The following is a 16,680-nucleotide window of genomic DNA, read 5'->3' as shown; positions in this document are numbered from 1 at the left end:
ATGAATTAGGTTTGAGAGACACCCGCAGGGCCATTACACTGCAACACTCTCCAGCAGAGTGGCCGACATAAGCCAGACACACAATCCTCTTACGTGCCCTGCGGGTTTCCTGGGGGCTTCTTCGCTCATCAGTGGTGAAGCCTCCGAGGATGGTGGGTTGCGGAGCTCGGTATTTTTTTCCTTACAACACACGAATGGGGGTTCGCGTGCGGTCGCGGTGGTGGGCATTGGCCAGGAGGCTGCCGTGGGCCCAGAATGCACGTGCGTGACCGATCTTCCGTTAGCTGCGAATTTCGAACAAGCTTTGGGTGTGCTCGCACCCCGCTTTTAGTAGTACCAATTGAATTGACACTGGCATTTTGATGCTGTAAACGATAGTCCTGCTTCTAAGGTTTCTGTGCGGGTTGTTTATGCCAGTTAGAGTATTAATGCCAGCGCTCTCCCCAACAATGAAGAGCGGCATTGTGGCTAAGTGGCACAAAAAAGAGGGGGATCCGGTCAAGCCTGGCGATGTTATCGCAGATATAGAAACGGATAAGGCTGTGATGGAGTTCGAGTATGTGGATGAGCCCGGGGTTCTCCACAAAATCCTCACGCAGGAAGGCACAAGAGACGTGCCGGTCAATCAGGTTATAGCCGTAGTAAGAGTGGGCGACGAAGACATTGGGTCCGTTGATGAGGCACTGTGTGAAGTCGGGCACAGCGCAACCGCAAAGGGCCCAACAGCTGCGCAGGAAAAACCTGCAACAGCAGCACCGGCTAGCCCTTGTGCAGCTAGCACAGAAAAGGCTGCGCAGCCTCAACTCAAGCATCAACAACCAAAAATGGGGGTTGCGTACCCGATACCTGATTTTGTTGAGGAGCGTAAAATCAAGGCAACACCACTGGCTAAGAAACTCGCTGCTAGGCTGTCAGTGGACATTACCAAAATCTCGGGCACCGGGCCGTATGGTAGGGTAGTCAAGGCTGACATTTTAGATGCAACATCGGCAGGCAGCTTTCCCAGCACAACAGATGCAGCGGGTGACGTTGTGGAGGTCAGCAGCATGCGCAGGGTAATAGCTGACCGGCTACTGGAGTCAAAGTTGACGGTACCGCATTTTTACCTCGCAGTGGACTGCATGGTGGGAGAACTCTTGAAGCTTAGGGCTGAAATTAACGGCAGTTGCGCCGATCGCGGCACTAGGATCACGGTTAACGATTTTGTGCTAAAGGCAGCAGCACTGGCAATGCGGGAATTCCCAGAAATCAATTCTTCGTGGGAGGGTGACAGGATAAGGTACCATAGAGACGTCAACATATCGTTCGCAGTCTCAATAGACGGAGGGCTAATCACTCCCGTTGTTAAAAACGTTGACGTGAAGCCCCTATCAGAGATATCCGACACCACAAAGAGCCTAACCACCAGGGCTAAAGAGAGGAAGTTGCAGCCTAGCGAATTCCAGGGGGGTGGGTTCACCGTATCCAATTTGGGAATGTTTGGAGTACGCGAGTTCTACGCAATCATAAATCCCCCTCAGTCTTGCATAATGGCTGTAGGGCAATCCGAAAAGCGTGCGGTCGTTGTGGATGGCTGCGTTGTGCCCGCTGACGTTATGACGGTCACGCTTTCAGTGGACCACAGGGTAGTGGATGGGGTGTTGGCAGCGAAGTTTTTAAACAGATTCAAGTTTTACATCGAGAACCCGTTGCTGATGTTGGTGTAGGTGTGGGCAAAATTCGGTTCGTAGTGGCACCATCCGCGCACGGGGTGCGTTGAGCATGTTGGCCCATGTATGTGCGGTGGTTGGTAACCTTGTGGAACATGCCGTATCAATTTTACCATGGGTTACAGCACAAGATGGTTGGTGTGCATGCAAAACACCCACGCGCGGGGTACTACCAGATTTAGTTTGAAATTGGGTATCCCCGTCGTATAATGGTGGATCACCAGCTCGGGGGCACCAGCGTCGCGGCGGGTGTTGCTGCTTTGTGCGGTTTTGGTGGCATTATGAGTCTTAGCGAGCAGGTCAGACATATCCTCAGTTGTTATGATGGCGAGAACCCTGGAGTTCTTACAAATCTTGCTAGGATGTTGCTGCATGGAAGGCTCGCAAATACTGGTAGGTTGCTCATACTACCCGTGGATCAGGGGCTTGAGCATGGCCCTGTTAGGAGTTTTGGGGCCAACCCTGATGCGTATGATCCGCATTATCACTTCAGGCTCGCCATGAACTGCGGATTTAGTGCATATGCAGCTCCCTTGGGAATGCTGGAGTGCGGGGCCTGCGCACACGCGGGTATGGTCCCCCTAATACTTAAGCTCAACAGTTCCACTGCACTGTCCCCCAAGGGGTCCCCACCTAATCAGACGGTTACAGCCTCAGTAAAGGACGCACTGCGCCTGGGGTGTGTCGCCGTAGGGCTTACCATTTATCCGGGATCGGAGTCGTTTTTGTCTATGGTGGGTGAAGCCAGGGAATTGATTAGAGAAGCTAAATCCTGCGGGCTTGCAGTAGTGGTATGGTCGTACCCACGTGGTGGGGACTTATCTAAGAAGGGCGAGACCGCCATAGACGTCGTGTCGTACGCTGCGCACATAGCCGCATCCATAGGGGCACACATAATAAAGGTGAAGCTACCAACAAACCATATTGAGCGTGATAGCGCAGAGTGTGATATTTCATCGCTCGCGCAGAGGGTTGCTTATGTCAAGAGAGCTTGCTTCGCCGGTAGGAGAATGGTAGTATTCTCGGGTGGCAGCACAAAGAGCGATGATGAGTTGCTGAAGGAGGTTGAGGCCGTGAGAGCCGGGGGTGGGGACGGCTCCATAATAGGCAGGAACTCTTTTCAAAGGCCAGAGAAAGATGCTGCGTCGTTGATGCGTAGCATTGCGGAGATTTACAGCTAGATGGCTGGGTGGCAGAGTGGTTTATGCAGAGGACTGCAAATCCTTTTATACCGGTTCGATTCCGGTCCCGGCCTCGCGTTTTTAGGGTATGATGCGCGGGGTTAGCACCAAAGTTGGGTAATCGGCCCACAGGTGCGGGCTGTCGCGTAGCCGGCATTTGCCGTCAGTGTCTGTGGTATCGGGCGTTAATATGTACGGTCTTACCGTCCGCTGCGATCTTCGGAGCCGTATTATTGCTACAAGGCAGAGAGTTGCTTCTGGGGGTAGGCATGCTGGAGTGGCAACAAGACCTAGTTAACCTGGGCTACGTCCCCTTGTTGGGCAAACAAGCCTCGTGCTTTCATGTGGCCAAACACTCGCCGCGCTATCCCAACGGCAGGACTGGAACCACTGGACTCAGTGAACGCAGCTATTGCGTACTTGGGAGATGAATATGGTGCATACCCTACGAATATGCCATTATTGCTGCGACGCCCCCCAGCACTAAAAACTTGGACAGTACCGGTTTTTCCTGCGACCTTCACAGACTTGTGTAGCGTCTCACGCACAAAATGCTTAAATGCGGTACCTTCCGGGGAGTTTACCACCTTGAACATCGCATGTCGCATGAACTCCATATGAGAAAAATCTGCCTCCAAAGCAGTAAACTGAGCAGGAGGACGCTCATCCATGCACAATCTTGGCAACACTTTCACCCCACTTGCCATTCTTGCTATGAATACGGCAAGCTGTATTGGAGTCGCCAGCAAATAGCCATGCCCGATTGTGACATTAAGGGTATCTCCCAACCTCCAGCTGTTCAGATTTTCAGCGCGCCATGCTTTGCTCGGTAATATTCCTACAGCTTCCCCGGGTAGCTTGGTGTTGCACTGCTCCGCAAATCCAAACTCTCGCGCAACATCAATAATTGAATCTATATCGATAAGGCGCCCTACATTGTAGAAATAGCAGTTACACGAGCATGTAATGGCTTGCTCTAAATTCATCAACCCGTGCCCACTCCTGTTCCAACAGCGGAATTTCCTATCCCCCACCAGCACACTACCTGAACACAAAAACTGCTGGTCCACGTCTATGGCTCCGCTACGCAAGGCAGCCAATGCGGCAACTACCTTGAAAGTAGAGGCAGGTTCAGTCTGCAGGGCAACGGCACGGTTCATAAATGGAAGTTCAGTGCCATCGTTCATTGATTCCCAAGTGTGACGGGACAATCCATTGATAAAAAGATTGTTGTCGTACGATGGGGCGCTGCAGAGAGCAAGTATGTCACCACTTGATATATCTAGCACTACAACAGCACCTTTGTTATTTCCCATTATCTCAAATGCAGCCTGCTGTAACGACGCGTCCACGGTAAGGGTGACATCGTTTCCAGGCAGGCAGCGCAGCAGCAAAAATTCCCCAACCTTCCTGCTTCGAGCGTCGATCTCGTGTTCCACAACTCCCGGAGTACCTTTGAGGATGTCATCGTACGTGTATTCCACCCCAGTTACTCCTTCACGTCTTTCCGGGGAAGGCTTGCCACTTTCGCCACCCGACCAGGTTTTGGTATACCCTATAAGGTGAGCACAGCTTGCGCCAAATGGGTAGTGCCGCTTATGAAACGGTGATATATAGATACCCGGTAATTTGTATATGCTAAATTCAATATCAGAAAGTTGCTTCCAGCTTATGTCATCGTACAACATGACAGCTGCAAACTTTTTGGATTTTATACGCTCAATGGCCCCCTCTAGTATCGACTGCTTGGTAATTTGCACCAGCGCACTGAGCAATTCGTCAACATCCCCCACGTGCTGGAGTGCACAGAAAACCCTGTACGCCGGCCTGCATGTTGCGAGTTCTATTCCCATTCTATCAAGAATCTTGCCACGAATAGGCGGAATTAGTAGTTTGCGTGTCCTATTGTTATCAGACAACATCCTATACTTCCTACCGCACCGCACTTGAAGGTGGTATGCCCTGAACGCTAGTACAGAAACTGCCAATGTCTGCAGCATCGCTAGTAGTACAATCCTGCGGCTATAGACCTTTTTTACATTGCGGTCTTGCGACGCGCCTATTAGGGCCGCCCACGTGTTATGCAGGATTCTCTTCATTTTTGCGTTTTAGAGCCCCTGTGTCGCCACCCATAAGGGGAATAGTAGATATGAAAATGGACGAATACGTGCCTATAACCACGCCGCAGAATGCTATAATCCCCAAATCACGCACCGCACCTTCACATAACAATACTAGGGGCACTGCGGCCAGCAGTGTAGTACCAGACGTAAGCAAGGTCCTGGACAGTGTGGAGTTTATACCAGCATTGATTATGCTACCCATGCTCTTGCCGCACAGGCCGTTACCGCTTATTAGCTCCCTAATCCTATCGTATATCACGACAGAATCATTGACCGAGTAGCCGATAATCATCAAAATGCCAGCCGTGGCTGGAAGTCCGAACTCAATTCCAGTGGCACTGACTATCCCCATTGTGATCACGACGTCATGCACCAAAGCCAAAACCCCTCCAACCGCAAACTGCCACCTAAACCTGCAGCATAGATACAGAAACATCCCGACTAACGAGCACAGCACCGCCACAATTCCTCGTACCACCTGTGCACCACCAACCTGTGCACCCACGTAGTCTAGCCGCCTGTATGTTATTGCACCCATACTGTTCAGGGCGCTCTTTATGCGCTGTAACTCATCGGAACCATTGGGGCCAATAGCGCCACGAAAGATTACCATAAATTCCTGACCATCATCCCCAACACCCTGTACTGAGAGCCCGCTGAGCCCCGAATCGGAGAGCACGGCACGTACTCGCTCAACACTTGTGTGCCCTTCATTAAGGCGAAAATCGGCAACTACACCACCAGTAAAGTCCGTCCCCAATGTCACGCCTTTGAGCACAATAATCAATACCGAACTCAGCAGCAGAACAAAGCTGGCAAACAAGGCAAGTTTCCCGTGCCTTACAAAATCAAAGTTGATGCTATCAGGAATGATGCGCAGGACCATGGCCAATGCAGCAAATGCTCAAGTGGCAAAGTCTATGCCATTTTGGCTGCAGATTCAAGGGAAATAGTTGTAATGTGTAACCAGGTTGCCGCTTGCAAAACATCGATGGCACGGGTATACAGTGCGCATAGACGTAATTATGTTAAGCTCGTGTTGTGCGGCACCAAAAGCGGGAACAGGGCAGTAAAAAAGGTGCGGAACTTGGCAGGCTACGCCGGAGAGCTGGTAGTCTTGCTGCTGCGCAAACTCCGGCTTCATAGGATATTGCATCACAGGTACCGGTCCCCCCTGGGGGAAATTGATCTCATAGTGCAAAACGGGCGGGAGCTTTATTTCATTGAAGTGAAAACCAGCATGACCTCACGCTTTCGTGAGGTACCAGTTACGGGAAAGCAGCGCCGATCCATCGTCAGGACGGCGCAATATTTTCTCTCGCGCCATCCGCAATTTTATGAACACCAAATTAGCTTCGAGGTATATTGTATCTCCCCCAGAAGCGGCATCACTCGCTTCGTGAACGCGTGGTAGCGCACAGGTCACACACAACTCCTTACTAGCGGGACAGAAAACCTGTGCAGCACCTGCAACAGTCCCTCAACCAAACCCTCTATCATGTCATCTGTGTGAAACGGCGTGGGAGTGATCCTGAGCCTCTCCGTACCATGCGGAACAGTTGGGTAGTTGATTGACTGAATGTAGATTCCGTGATCGTGCAGCAGTGCCCCAGAGATTTTTCTGCAGATTTCTGCATCACCAATTATGATCGGTATTATGTGAGTCTCAGTCATGACAAACTCTATGCCCGCACCCAGCATTGCATCCTTGACTTTCTGCACAACTTGTCTATGCCTTTCTCGTTCCACGTTACTCACCTTCAGGTGCTCAACACTGGCCCTAGCAGACGCGGCAATCAATGGGGAAATCGCAGTCGTGAAGATAAAGCCCGGCGCAAAACTCCTCACTACGTCCACCAACCCCTTTGAGGCCGCTATGTACCCACCCATGACTCCAAAAGCCTTGGACAACGTGCCTTGAATTACTGAGATCCTATCAACCAACCCTTCACGTTCTGATATTCCGCCACCGCGGGCCCCGTACATGCCAACTGCATGCACTTCATCCAAATATGTGATTGCATTGTACTTATCAGCCAGGTCACAAATCTCCCGGATCGGGGCAATGTCCCCATCCATGGAATATAGCGACTCAAATAATATAATTTTAGGGCCCGGGCCAGATGCCTCTAACAGGCTTTCAAGGTGCTCTACATCATTGTGTCTGAAGATGTGTCTCTCCCTGTTGCTTGCGCGAATACCCTCAATCATGGATGAGTGATTTTTCGCATCGGAAAACACGACTATGTCTGGAATCATCGACAAAATTGTGCTGATGCTAGTCTGGTTGGCAACATATCCACAAACAAATGCGAGAGCTGCAGGCTTGTTGTGCAGATCCGCCAGAGAGCGTTCTAGTTCTATGACTTCTTTGGTAGTGCCAGAAATGTTTCTGGTCCCCCCAGCCCCAACATTGACACTCACATCACGCGCAGCGGAGAGCACATGTTCGTTTTGACTCATACCTAAATAGTCATTGCTGCACCAGAGCGTGATAACTTTCTCTGTTTGGCATTCAATGGCATATGGGAACTTTCCTGGAATGCGACGAAACCCGGTAAACTCCCTGTATCTACCTTCTTCCTTGATAGCTTGTATCTTCTCAAGAAATACTTTCTCGTAATCCATCATAGGAAACAACCCACATTTTGCCACAGCATAACACTAAGCACTGTTTTTTACCACAAACACCATATCCCCCATTGTGTGAACGCCACCAACGCAATGCAACATACCTAACCATGGCTGAAACCCTGCGTTTACAGTCCAAAATACCAGTAGCGGAGTGGCCAATTTATCTAATCTTGCGCAACCACCTTTATGCGTCGTTTTTTGCCACAGAACACAGTTATGTAGCCACCGTTGCGCGCAAAGTCTGCCTGAGTCAGCGCATGGTCAGCATCTTCGACTACCATTCCATTGATTTTACATCCCCTACCCTTGATGAGCCTCCTTCCAGCACTGATACTCTCTTCCAGTCCCGCCAGTTGCAGGAGCTTGGCCACTGATATACCCTGAGCTATAAGGCTCTTGTGCAGGGGGAAGTTAGGCAACCCCACATCGTCATTGTGCTCAAAAACCTGTAGAGCCGCGTTCTCAGCCGCAAGCGCAGCGGATTTACCATGACATATTGCGGTAGCTTCAGTGGCCAGAACCTTTTTAGCCTCATTTATTGCTTCGCCTTGCAGGTTTTCTAACTCGGCAATTTCATTCATCGGCAGCTCAGTAAAAAGCCGCAGTAGGCGGCCAACTTCCACATCTGGAACATTGCGAAAGTACTGCCAGTAATTTCCGGGATCAAACATTGCGGCGTCGAGCCACACCGCCCCATAGGCAGTTTTACCCATCTTTTCCCCAGTGCTTGTGAGCAAGAGATGCGTTGTCAAACCATAGAGTTGCGGCAGCCCCAGCTTGCGTCCTAGGTCTATGCCATTTACGATGTTGCCCCACTGGTCAGCCCCACCTATTTGTAGCACACATTTGTGCCTTCGATGCAGTTCTACAAAGTCGTATGATTGCAGTAGAACGTAACTAAATTCCAAGAAGCTGAGGCTCTGGTCCCGGTCTAGGCGGCTGCGCACGCTATCCAGGCCCAACATGGCATTGACAGAAAACTTGCTACCAATCTCCCGCAAAAACTCGAGGTATCGCACTTCGCCAAGCCATTCGGCGTTGTCCACCACGATAACGCCATTATCCCGGTGCAGAAATTTTTCTATCGTAGCCAGGATCCCAGCCTTATTAGCCGCAATTTCCGCTTCGGAAAGCATCGCCCTGGCTTTGTCCTTACCAGAAGGGTCACCAATCTTGGTGGTGCCTCCCCCCAAAAGCACAACTACTTTGTGGCCGAACTTTTGCAGGTATCGCATTACCATAATCTGCATTAGACTTCCGATGTGCAGACTACGCGCGGTGCAGTCGAACCCTATGTACGCAGTTATCGGCCGCAATGCCATGAGCTCATCAAGTGCGGCAGCTTCGGTGCATTGGTGAAGGTACCCCCTGGTTTGCAGAACGCGCAAAAACTCGGACTTGTATTCCATGAGCTCCTGTTCACCTCAACAATACTGAGAAGCCAGTGGTCCCGGCGCGGATCGAACGCGCGGCACGGTGATTAAAAGCCACCTGCTCTACCACTGAGCTACAGGACCCAAGCACACTTAGAGTCAGCAAACCAACGCCACGATGGTAACGCTTTTGCTTGTAGAAGTCAAAAACCCCAAACGGCCCTCCAAGCAGACAGTCTACAGCACGTGGTCGGAGCAGCGCATTTTTTTTTTTTTTTTTTTTTTTTTTTTTTTGCAAAGATACAAAAAACCCGCGATGCTATACTTAATCTCTTACAAGCGTATATACAGGGGTAGTGTTGTGTTTTCACGTGCGGAAGACTTGATGGACTACGTCGCAAAAAATGCGATCAAATTCATAGATTGGCGGTTTACCGATCTTCTCGGAAGGTGGCACCACACAACATATAGCGTTTCCGCCCTGGACGCTGCGGTTTTTTCTTACGGTATCGCATTTGATGGCTCCTCCATCCCGGGATGGCAGCCTGTAGGAGAATCTGACATGTTGTTGGTTCCAGACGTGAGCACCGCGTTTGTTGAGCCATTTTCTCCCCATCCGTCCTTGGCGGTTATTTGTAACGTTGTGAGTCCACACGGGCACTGCGACTATATGCTTGACCCTCGCTACACTGCACGTAAAGCGCATGAGTATATGCTGGCGTCCAAAATCGCAGACAAGTGCTTTTTCGGTCCCGAGTTGGAGTTTTTCGTGTTCGACCATGTGCGCTTTGGCACAGACCCCTGTCACACATACTTTAAGTTAGCTTGCCAAGAAGGCGGGGGATTTGGCAACAGGGAGCTATACTCCTCAGACCGCGGGTACAAGATACGTGCCAAAGATGGGTACTGCAGGCTGGCCCCGGTTGATTCCCTACAAGATATGCGCTCGGAAATGCTTGTCATGTTGTCTGAAGTTGGGGTAACACCGTTGCTTCACTACCACGAAGTCGCGGTATCGCAGTGTGAAATTGGGTTCAAGTACGCGGAGCTCGTTACGAGCGCAGACAGCGTACAAAAGTGTAAGTACGTGCTTCGCAACGTTGCACATTCCTATGGCAAGAGTGTGACTTTCATGCCAAAGCCCGTGCATGGAGACAACGGTAGTGGGATGCACTGCCACCAGTCCTTGTGGAAGGGTGGAGACAACATGTTCTCTGGCAATAACTCAGGGCTATCCGAGTTGTGTTTGTACTACATAGGTGGCATAATAAGGCATGGTAGGGCGTTGAGCGCGTTTGCAAATCCATCGACTAACAGCTACAAGCGGCTGCTGCCGGGCTTTGAGGCTCCTACGTGGCTTGTGTATTCTCACGAGAATAGGTCTGCGGCTGTGCGCATACCGTGCGCACCTAGTAGTGGCAATTCTGCAGCTGTGAGGATAGAAGTTAGGTTCCCAGACCCTCTTGCAAACCCGTATTTGTGTTTTGCAGCACAGTTAATGGCGGGGTTGGACGGAATTAAACACAAGATGCATCCTCTGGAGGTTGGTAGCAAGTGTTTGTACAGTATGGACGAGTCGGAGACACGTGATTTTCTACCGGTACCCGCTTCTTTGGATGAGGCAATAGAATCTTTGGATAAGGACAGGGACTTTCTGCTAGAAGGCGGGGTTTTCACTAATGAGCAAGTAGAGTCTTACATCCAACTCAAGAAATTGGAGACTAACAGTTTGAGGTCATATCCACATCCCGTGGAGTTCAGTAACTACTACAGTCTGTAGGAAGCAAGGTTGTGCTCAGCACGGCAGTAGGCGCTCTCCCATCTTACTTTTGCAGCTTCTTGCTGTCAGCAGTTCTGGGGTTCGCCATGGCACCCTATATCATAGTTGCACTGCAAAATGTTCAAAAAGGGAGGCATCCCATTCGTGGCTGTCTTCCCGCAGCACATGTTGCCCAGAAAAGAGGTGTGCCGTCTATGGGTGGTATCATCATACTCTTGCCATGTGTATTATCCACAGCAGTATTTGGTGATCTGCACAGTCAGGACATCTGGGTGATACTGGCAACCTTGGCACCTTTCGCTATACTTGGCGGAGTGGATGATTACTTGAAGTTTACCAAACAAGACACTAAAGGTGTAGGCCTGGGGGTAAAGTTATTTGCCCAGTTGTTCATGACATCTGCTGCGCTTATTTTTCTCTCGCACAATTCCAGTGACTTCACAAGTACGCACATATTTTCCAAAGATCTGATAGACCTGGGGTGGGTGTATGTGCCTTTTGCATACATTGTTGTTGTGGGATCATCAAATTCTGTAAACCTGACAGATGGGCTTGACGGGCTCGCGATTGTGCCGGTTATGACTTCCGCCACAGCCTTGGGAATTACAGGGCATCTGTCGCTGCAGCTTGGCACAGAAGCCATAGGTGCGACTAATGCGAACATACCAATATTCTGCGCGGCACTCGTGGGCAGCGCATTGAGTTTTTTGTGGTTTAACGCACATCCAGCCAAGGTATTCATGGGAGACCTAGGTAGCTTGTCTATTGGAGCGTCACTAGGGCTCATGAGTGTAATGCTAAAGTGTGAGTTGATCTACGCAATCGCGGGCTCTGTATTTGTTGCAGAAGCGCTTTCTACCATGGCACAAGTGGCTTATTGCAGGCTTACAAAGGGGCGCAAAATTTTTCTAGTAGCACCTGTACATCACCACTTCGAAAAGGCAGGCCTAAAAGAGGCTACTATAGTGACTAGAGCGTGGGTTATTGCTGTGGTCTCATTTGTGATATCCCTCGCAGTGATTATTTATGTTCATCGTTAGCAGGAAAGTATGCCAGATGCGTTTAGTAGAGCGTTGGCTGATCTCAAAAACCTGGTGTCGGAAGACCTCGAGGAAATGGAGCGGCTTATAGTCACAACAAGCAATAGTGATATCTCGTACATCACTGACATAATCAACCACCTCATGCTCTCTGGGGGCAAGCGCATAAGGCCAATCATGCTGCTTGCCGTTTGCAAGATGCTAGCACTGCAAGACGAGCGCAGGATACTTATAGCAGCTGCAATAGAGTTTATACACAGCGCAACCTTGTTGCATGATGACGTCGTGGACCAAAGCGAGTCACGCAGGGGCACGAAGACGTCAAACAGCCTATGGGGAAACAAGGCCAGCGTCTTGGTGGGGGACTTTCTCCTGGCCACCGCCTTTCAGTGGCTGGTGTCATGCAGTAATTTCGAGCTTCTTACAACACTGTCTAGGGCATCCTGTACAATAGTTACCGGAGAGATACAGCAGATGGTGTACAGCAAAAGTTTGGATATCACGCGCGAGAAATACTTAGAAATAATATCTGCAAAGACTGCCGCCCTGTTTTCCGCAACTTGTGAATCCGCCGGTGTTTTATCTGAAAGCTCATTTGATGACCGAAAAGCGTTGAAGAATTTCGGGCACAATTTTGGCATAACGTTCCAAATCGTGGATGACTTACTTGATTACACGGCACAGCATGAGAAGTGGGGGAAAACGCCCGGTCAGGATCTTAGCAACGGCCAGGTTACTTTGCCTATGATCATGGCGTACGAAGAGGCGGATTACGCCGGGAAAGAGATGTTAAGGGGTGCCTTGGCCGGTAGACCCTCAGATGTTGCATCAGTGCATTCCTACATATCATCCCTAAACGTTGCGCAGAAAGCCATAGCATTTGCCGCAGAATACGTGGACGCATCGCACAAATTTCTGGAGCCATTTCCCGATTCACAGTACAAATCCAAGCTAAGCGCGCTATTGCGTAGTGCGCTACAGAGGCGCTTTTAGTGGCACACACCTGCTCGCCACCACCGAGCCTTCAGCAGTAGGGTTGACAGTCCTAGGGTGTGTATCAGGCCATAGACACCCCACAAGTCCTCCGTGTTGCACTCTCGACGCTGACAACTCTTTCCCCGGAAGGCGCTACAACAGCACGTAAAGATGTGTTCGTGGCAACAGGTGCGTCGCACATTCGCGATGTTGTACCAAACGCGGGCACGGCATACATACCTTGCGCATTTTTTAGTGTATCTTCACCGCACCGTATTATGCCAAGTATATAGTTTTCCAAGTTGCGCTCGAGTTCCCGCGTTCTCCGCACAACCTCTGCTTTTTCCAGCGCACAGTAAGTATATAAAACTGTACACAGCAAAATTGTGGCCCACAAAGTGCCAAAAATTTGCCACATTTTGGTGTGCAGCGGAGCCCCACTACTGGTCACAATACCTGCAAGTGCACATACGAATATAATGCTTCCTACGCTGGGGAAAAAATAGCAGAACACCCCAAGCATTCGATGCTCCCGAGCGTAACCGCGCTTTGCCTCTAAAAAACTGCTACATACTTCCGCGTGGTCAGTAAAAACACGCGAGGATAGCTTGCACATCGAACACACCATAGCAAAAAAACTGCTCACCACCATGGTGTACGTGTCGTATTCCCACCCATCAGTATTGTTCTCCGCTCTATTGGCGCAGAATAACCTGCGCGTGTAGTCAGCACATATGCTGACCCGCCTTACGTAGGCGTTGTCGCTTAGAACATACTCCACCAGTTCGTGAACCGCTGTTCCAGCGCCAATGCGGCTGCGCTCGCACCTACGAAAGCTGAAAAGCTCCCTCAAGTGTCCACGTATTATGTCGTCCAAGAGGCAAGATTCTACATCCGACTCGGTGCGTATGCGGCTTAGTTTCCGCCTGCAGTAAGTAAAAAACTCCTCAATGGGCGCAAATCCCTCATGCTGCAACAGCACATTAGCGTTGCGGATCCTGGTATCTTTAGCACGCAACATGTGCAATATATTGCAAAATCTTGCGTTGAAAATTCTTGCCCTTGCAGCAATGCCGTTCGCATTTTCAACTCGGTTCCTTATCATGCCAGCAACCGCATGTAGGTCTATGTTACGGGGGCCGCTATGGCCTTGCAACCAACCAAGATTGTGCCTTAGTTCCGCATTTGACCGTCTAAACGCAAGCTTGGATCTCTCACAACTCTCACTCAACGAATAAAAAAGTGCATAGTAGGGTATGCCAGCAAGAAACTCGTGCAGCAGTGCAGGGTCCCCCGGCGTGCTGATGCGATCAAGGTGTAGGAGCACGTATCTTATTGCACTTTCAGAGCAGTATACTGAGCTAAGCGCATAATGCAGCGGACCATTGCCCTCTTTATCCTTTAGTGTATCCACAAAAGAGATATCAGTGCACTCTGTTCGGAAGCGTCGAGCCTCCAGTGCAATTAGTGGGCGTATGATTTGGTGTATGAACTCCTCTTCTTGCTTGCCGCCGCACAGTGATAGAGCATAGTGAATTGCCCGCGCACCGCGGGTGTCCAGTGCATACCTCGAGAACCTCAATAGGAACGTCTTCACAAGCCTGAATATGAGATCTTGCCTTTCCACATTGCCTGTACTCATTAGGTACTGCAGGCATAACATGTAGATGAAACTTCTCCGAACTTCTGTAACACCGTCACTACACCTGCGGGTACAGCCATGTTCCTGTTGCAAAAATTTCTCGACGCTACTCACAAATGTCGCATGAGTAACTCTCCCCTTTCTCATTGATGCTAAGCGCGCCTGTTCGATCTTATCTGCCACTATCCCTATGCATTCTATAACTGCAGGAATACGACGATCTCTCCTCAACACGGGATCTTCCGCACCAGTGTGTGTGCTTCCGGATTTTACAGGCGAACTCCGCATTGGTTGCCGCTGCGCACGCTCATTCCCAGAATTCTCAGAACCATCAGGTTTTGTGGCCCCATATCGGCCACCAGCGAATGTTGAGCATAGCATTCCCCACAAATCACTCAACACCCCATGTCCCTGAGAACTAGGTAACATGGCATCCATTAGCACAGAGAGCGGGTGGGCGTCACCGTTGCGTGATAACATCTCCTCAACTGGCATGTCCGCCAACGTACGCACAAAAGCGGGAGACTGCCCGTCCATGTCTTCAGCATTCCACATTTATAAAGGACCCACAATTGCGCCTACAGGCTCCCGGTGCTAACACAGGGCGCCCAGAGGAGTATACTACGCCAAGTGCGCCACCTACCAACAAAATATTCTGGAATACGCGCCGGTCCCTGCGGCCCCGGCCGGGCGCAATATATAACTTCGCCCGCTTAGGAGGCAAGCCTCATGAACTTTATCACATAGGGATCTTTGCTGTCTCTGATGTTATCTACCGTCTCACATGCAATGATTCTGCCCTCCTTCAGCACTGCAATCTTGTCTGCTATTTTGAAGGCGCTATCTATGTCGTGTGTTATTGTGATAATAGTCAGCTTGAGTTCCGCATGACATTGCATGATGATATCACTGACCACATCAGACATTATCGGATCTAGTCCAGAGGTTGGTTCATCCAAAATCATGATCTTCGGCCTGCCGATTATCGCGCGGGCAAGCGCAACTCTTTTTTTCATGCCCCCCGAAAGTGCCACGGGATAAACGTCCATAACGCTGGCATCCAGGCCTACCATTTCCAGGCCAGACTGCGCTAGCTCCTTAGCTTGATTACAGCTAATGCCTAGCCTCTTACGAAAATTAAAAACCACATTTTCCCACACAGTCAGGCTATCAAACAGGGCGCAGTTCTGGAATAGGACACTAAACTTCTTTGTGTTCTGCCGATCGTGGGCCACGTCTACTCCATCCACTATTACGCTACCAGAGGTGGGTGCTATGAGCCCCAGCACTATCTTAGTCAGCACCGACTTCCCACTACCAGACTCCCCCAGAATTACTAGAGATTCCCCCCACGGGATGCTGAGGTCAACACCTTGGAGCACCTTTTTATCGCGGAAGGACATGTGCAAATCAGATATGGATACAGCATACATGAGACTACGCGTAAAAAACTGTAATTACATAGTTAAGTAATACAATGAGCATAGAAGATGCAACAACAGTGTTGGTAGTCGCGACACCAACCCCCCTGGCCCCTCCACTGCAATAATACCCGCTATAACACCCTACAAGTGAAATTACAAAGCCAAAAGACACTGCCTTGACCAAACCTTCAGCAACATCTTTGAAGTGTAAGAATTCAGCGACGCCGCCAAGGTACTCGTTTGAATCGTAACCCAAACCCAACGTACCAACCGCGTACCCACCGAATATCCCTAAAAAGTCCGTGTATACGATAAGCACGGGCATTGCAATCATGAGGGCAATAACTCGAGGCATTACTAGATACTGGAAGGGGTTGGCCTCAAGAGTATCCAGAGCATCAATCTGCTCAGTGATGCGCATCGTTCCTATTTCTGCAGCAACCGCAGCACCTACTCTCCCTGCAACAATCAACCCTATCAAAACCGGGCCAAGTTCCCGCACCGTGGCAACGGTTACTATGCCCGCCATGAAGTGGGCCGCAACCTTACCGCCACCAACCAAGGTATCTTGCAACACCAGCGCACCACCGGTAAACAGTGCGGTCATCCCAACGATGGGAAGAGAGAAGAACCACATCTCAAAAAATTGCCTTGCTGCTATCGGGAAGTAGTAGGGTGGGAGAATGCCTCGCATCACAGACTGCGCACAAAAAACTGACATCCTTCCTACCGGAATGATCAGCCCAATAAAGTACCGGCCAATGGCGGCAAAAATTGCTACGATAGCGTTCAACCTTAC

Annotated in this window: 13 protein-coding genes and 2 tRNA genes; 7 read left to right on the top strand and 8 right to left on the bottom strand. The window is 50.2% G+C overall.

What is annotated here, in order from left to right; genetic code table 11:
- Positions 1–410 precede the first annotated feature (410 nt).
- The 3 genes from ACIS_RS00860 (at position 411) to ACIS_RS00850 (ending at position 2,964) form a co-directional block, all read left to right on the top strand.
- Positions 411–1,706, top strand: coding sequence for a pyruvate dehydrogenase complex dihydrolipoamide acetyltransferase (locus tag ACIS_RS00860; protein ID WP_012880365.1), 1,296 nt, complete (start codon positions 411–413; stop codon positions 1,704–1,706).
- A 284-nt stretch (positions 1,707–1,990) separates the two neighbouring features.
- Positions 1,991–2,890 carry a class I fructose-bisphosphate aldolase gene (locus tag ACIS_RS00855; protein WP_041651371.1) on the top strand — a complete coding sequence of 300 codons (900 nt, stop codon included), beginning with the start codon at positions 1,991–1,993 and terminating at the stop codon, positions 2,888–2,890.
- Between the two features lie 2 nt (positions 2,891–2,892).
- Positions 2,893–2,964 (top strand) — tRNA-Cys (locus tag ACIS_RS00850).
- Between the two features lie 216 nt (positions 2,965–3,180).
- On the opposite strand, the gene mrdA is transcribed toward ACIS_RS00850, so the two are convergent.
- The gene (mrdA, locus tag ACIS_RS00845) at positions 3,181–4,989 is read right to left on the bottom strand and encodes a penicillin-binding protein 2 (RefSeq protein ID WP_012880363.1); all 1,809 of its coding nucleotides are present in this window, start codon (positions 4,987–4,989) and stop codon (positions 3,181–3,183) included.
- Entirely contained in the window at positions 4,970–5,899 is a 930-nt protein-coding gene (secF, locus tag ACIS_RS00840) for a protein translocase subunit SecF (RefSeq protein ID WP_012880362.1), read from the bottom strand. The genes mrdA and secF overlap by 20 nt, the downstream gene beginning before the upstream one ends.
- Positions 5,900–6,049: 150 nt before the next feature.
- Between secF and ACIS_RS00835 the strand changes: the two genes are divergently transcribed.
- On the top strand, positions 6,050–6,427 hold the full coding sequence (locus ACIS_RS00835) for a YraN family protein (protein WP_238523290.1): 378 nt from the start codon (positions 6,050–6,052) through the stop codon (positions 6,425–6,427).
- An 8-nt stretch (positions 6,428–6,435) separates the two neighbouring features.
- Here the strand turns inward: ACIS_RS00835 and hemA are convergent, their stop codons facing one another.
- The 3 genes from hemA to ACIS_RS00820 all read right to left on the bottom strand — a co-directional run bounded on the left by hemA (position 6,436) and on the right by ACIS_RS00820 (position 9,164).
- Positions 6,436–7,644, bottom strand: a complete 1,209-nt coding sequence (hemA, locus tag ACIS_RS00830) for a 5-aminolevulinate synthase (RefSeq protein ID WP_041651093.1) — start codon at positions 7,642–7,644, stop codon at positions 6,436–6,438.
- Between the two features lie 167 nt (positions 7,645–7,811).
- Positions 7,812–9,056: a tyrosine--tRNA ligase gene (gene tyrS, locus ACIS_RS00825; protein WP_012880359.1), complete on the bottom strand. Its 1,245-nt coding sequence runs from the start codon at positions 9,054–9,056 to the stop codon at positions 7,812–7,814.
- A 36-nt stretch (positions 9,057–9,092) separates the two neighbouring features.
- Positions 9,093–9,164, bottom strand: a tRNA-Lys gene (locus ACIS_RS00820).
- 217 nt (positions 9,165–9,381) lie between these two features.
- Here ACIS_RS00820 and glnA point away from each other — a divergent pair.
- The 3 genes from glnA to ACIS_RS00805 all read left to right on the top strand — a co-directional run bounded on the left by glnA (position 9,382) and on the right by ACIS_RS00805 (position 12,833).
- The gene (gene glnA / locus ACIS_RS00815; RefSeq protein ID WP_012880358.1) at positions 9,382–10,800 is read left to right on the top strand and encodes a type I glutamate--ammonia ligase; all 1,419 of its coding nucleotides are present in this window, start codon (positions 9,382–9,384) and stop codon (positions 10,798–10,800) included.
- Positions 10,801–10,886: 86 nt separating this feature from the next.
- Positions 10,887–11,840 (top strand): phospho-N-acetylmuramoyl-pentapeptide-transferase, encoded by a 954-nt coding sequence (gene mraY / locus ACIS_RS00810; RefSeq protein WP_238523289.1) that lies wholly within the window; start codon positions 10,887–10,889, stop codon positions 11,838–11,840.
- A 9-nt stretch (positions 11,841–11,849) separates the two neighbouring features.
- A complete protein-coding gene (locus tag ACIS_RS00805; protein WP_012880356.1) occupies positions 11,850–12,833 on the top strand; it encodes a polyprenyl synthetase family protein in 984 nt (327 codons plus the stop codon).
- Positions 12,834–12,897: 64 nt separating this feature from the next.
- On the opposite strand, the gene ACIS_RS00800 is transcribed toward ACIS_RS00805, so the two are convergent.
- The 3 genes from ACIS_RS00800 to ACIS_RS00790 all read right to left on the bottom strand — a co-directional run bounded on the left by ACIS_RS00800 (position 12,898) and on the right by ACIS_RS00790 (position 16,674).
- On the bottom strand, positions 12,898–15,012 hold the full coding sequence (locus tag ACIS_RS00800; RefSeq protein WP_012880355.1) for a hypothetical protein: 2,115 nt from the start codon (positions 15,010–15,012) through the stop codon (positions 12,898–12,900).
- A 158-nt stretch (positions 15,013–15,170) separates the two neighbouring features.
- The gene (locus ACIS_RS00795; RefSeq protein WP_012880354.1) at positions 15,171–15,890 is read right to left on the bottom strand and encodes an ABC transporter ATP-binding protein; all 720 of its coding nucleotides are present in this window, start codon (positions 15,888–15,890) and stop codon (positions 15,171–15,173) included.
- A 4-nt stretch (positions 15,891–15,894) separates the two neighbouring features.
- Positions 15,895–16,674 (bottom strand): MlaE family ABC transporter permease, encoded by a 780-nt coding sequence (locus ACIS_RS00790; protein ID WP_012880353.1) that lies wholly within the window; start codon positions 16,672–16,674, stop codon positions 15,895–15,897.
- Positions 16,675–16,680 lie beyond the last annotated feature (6 nt).

Source organism: Anaplasma centrale str. Israel, assembly GCF_000024505.1.
In the GTDB taxonomy this organism is placed as follows: domain Bacteria; phylum Pseudomonadota; class Alphaproteobacteria; order Rickettsiales; family Anaplasmataceae; genus Anaplasma; species Anaplasma centrale.
Note: the sequence above shows the minus strand (reverse complement) of the source record. Positions and strands in the feature narration are given on the sequence as shown.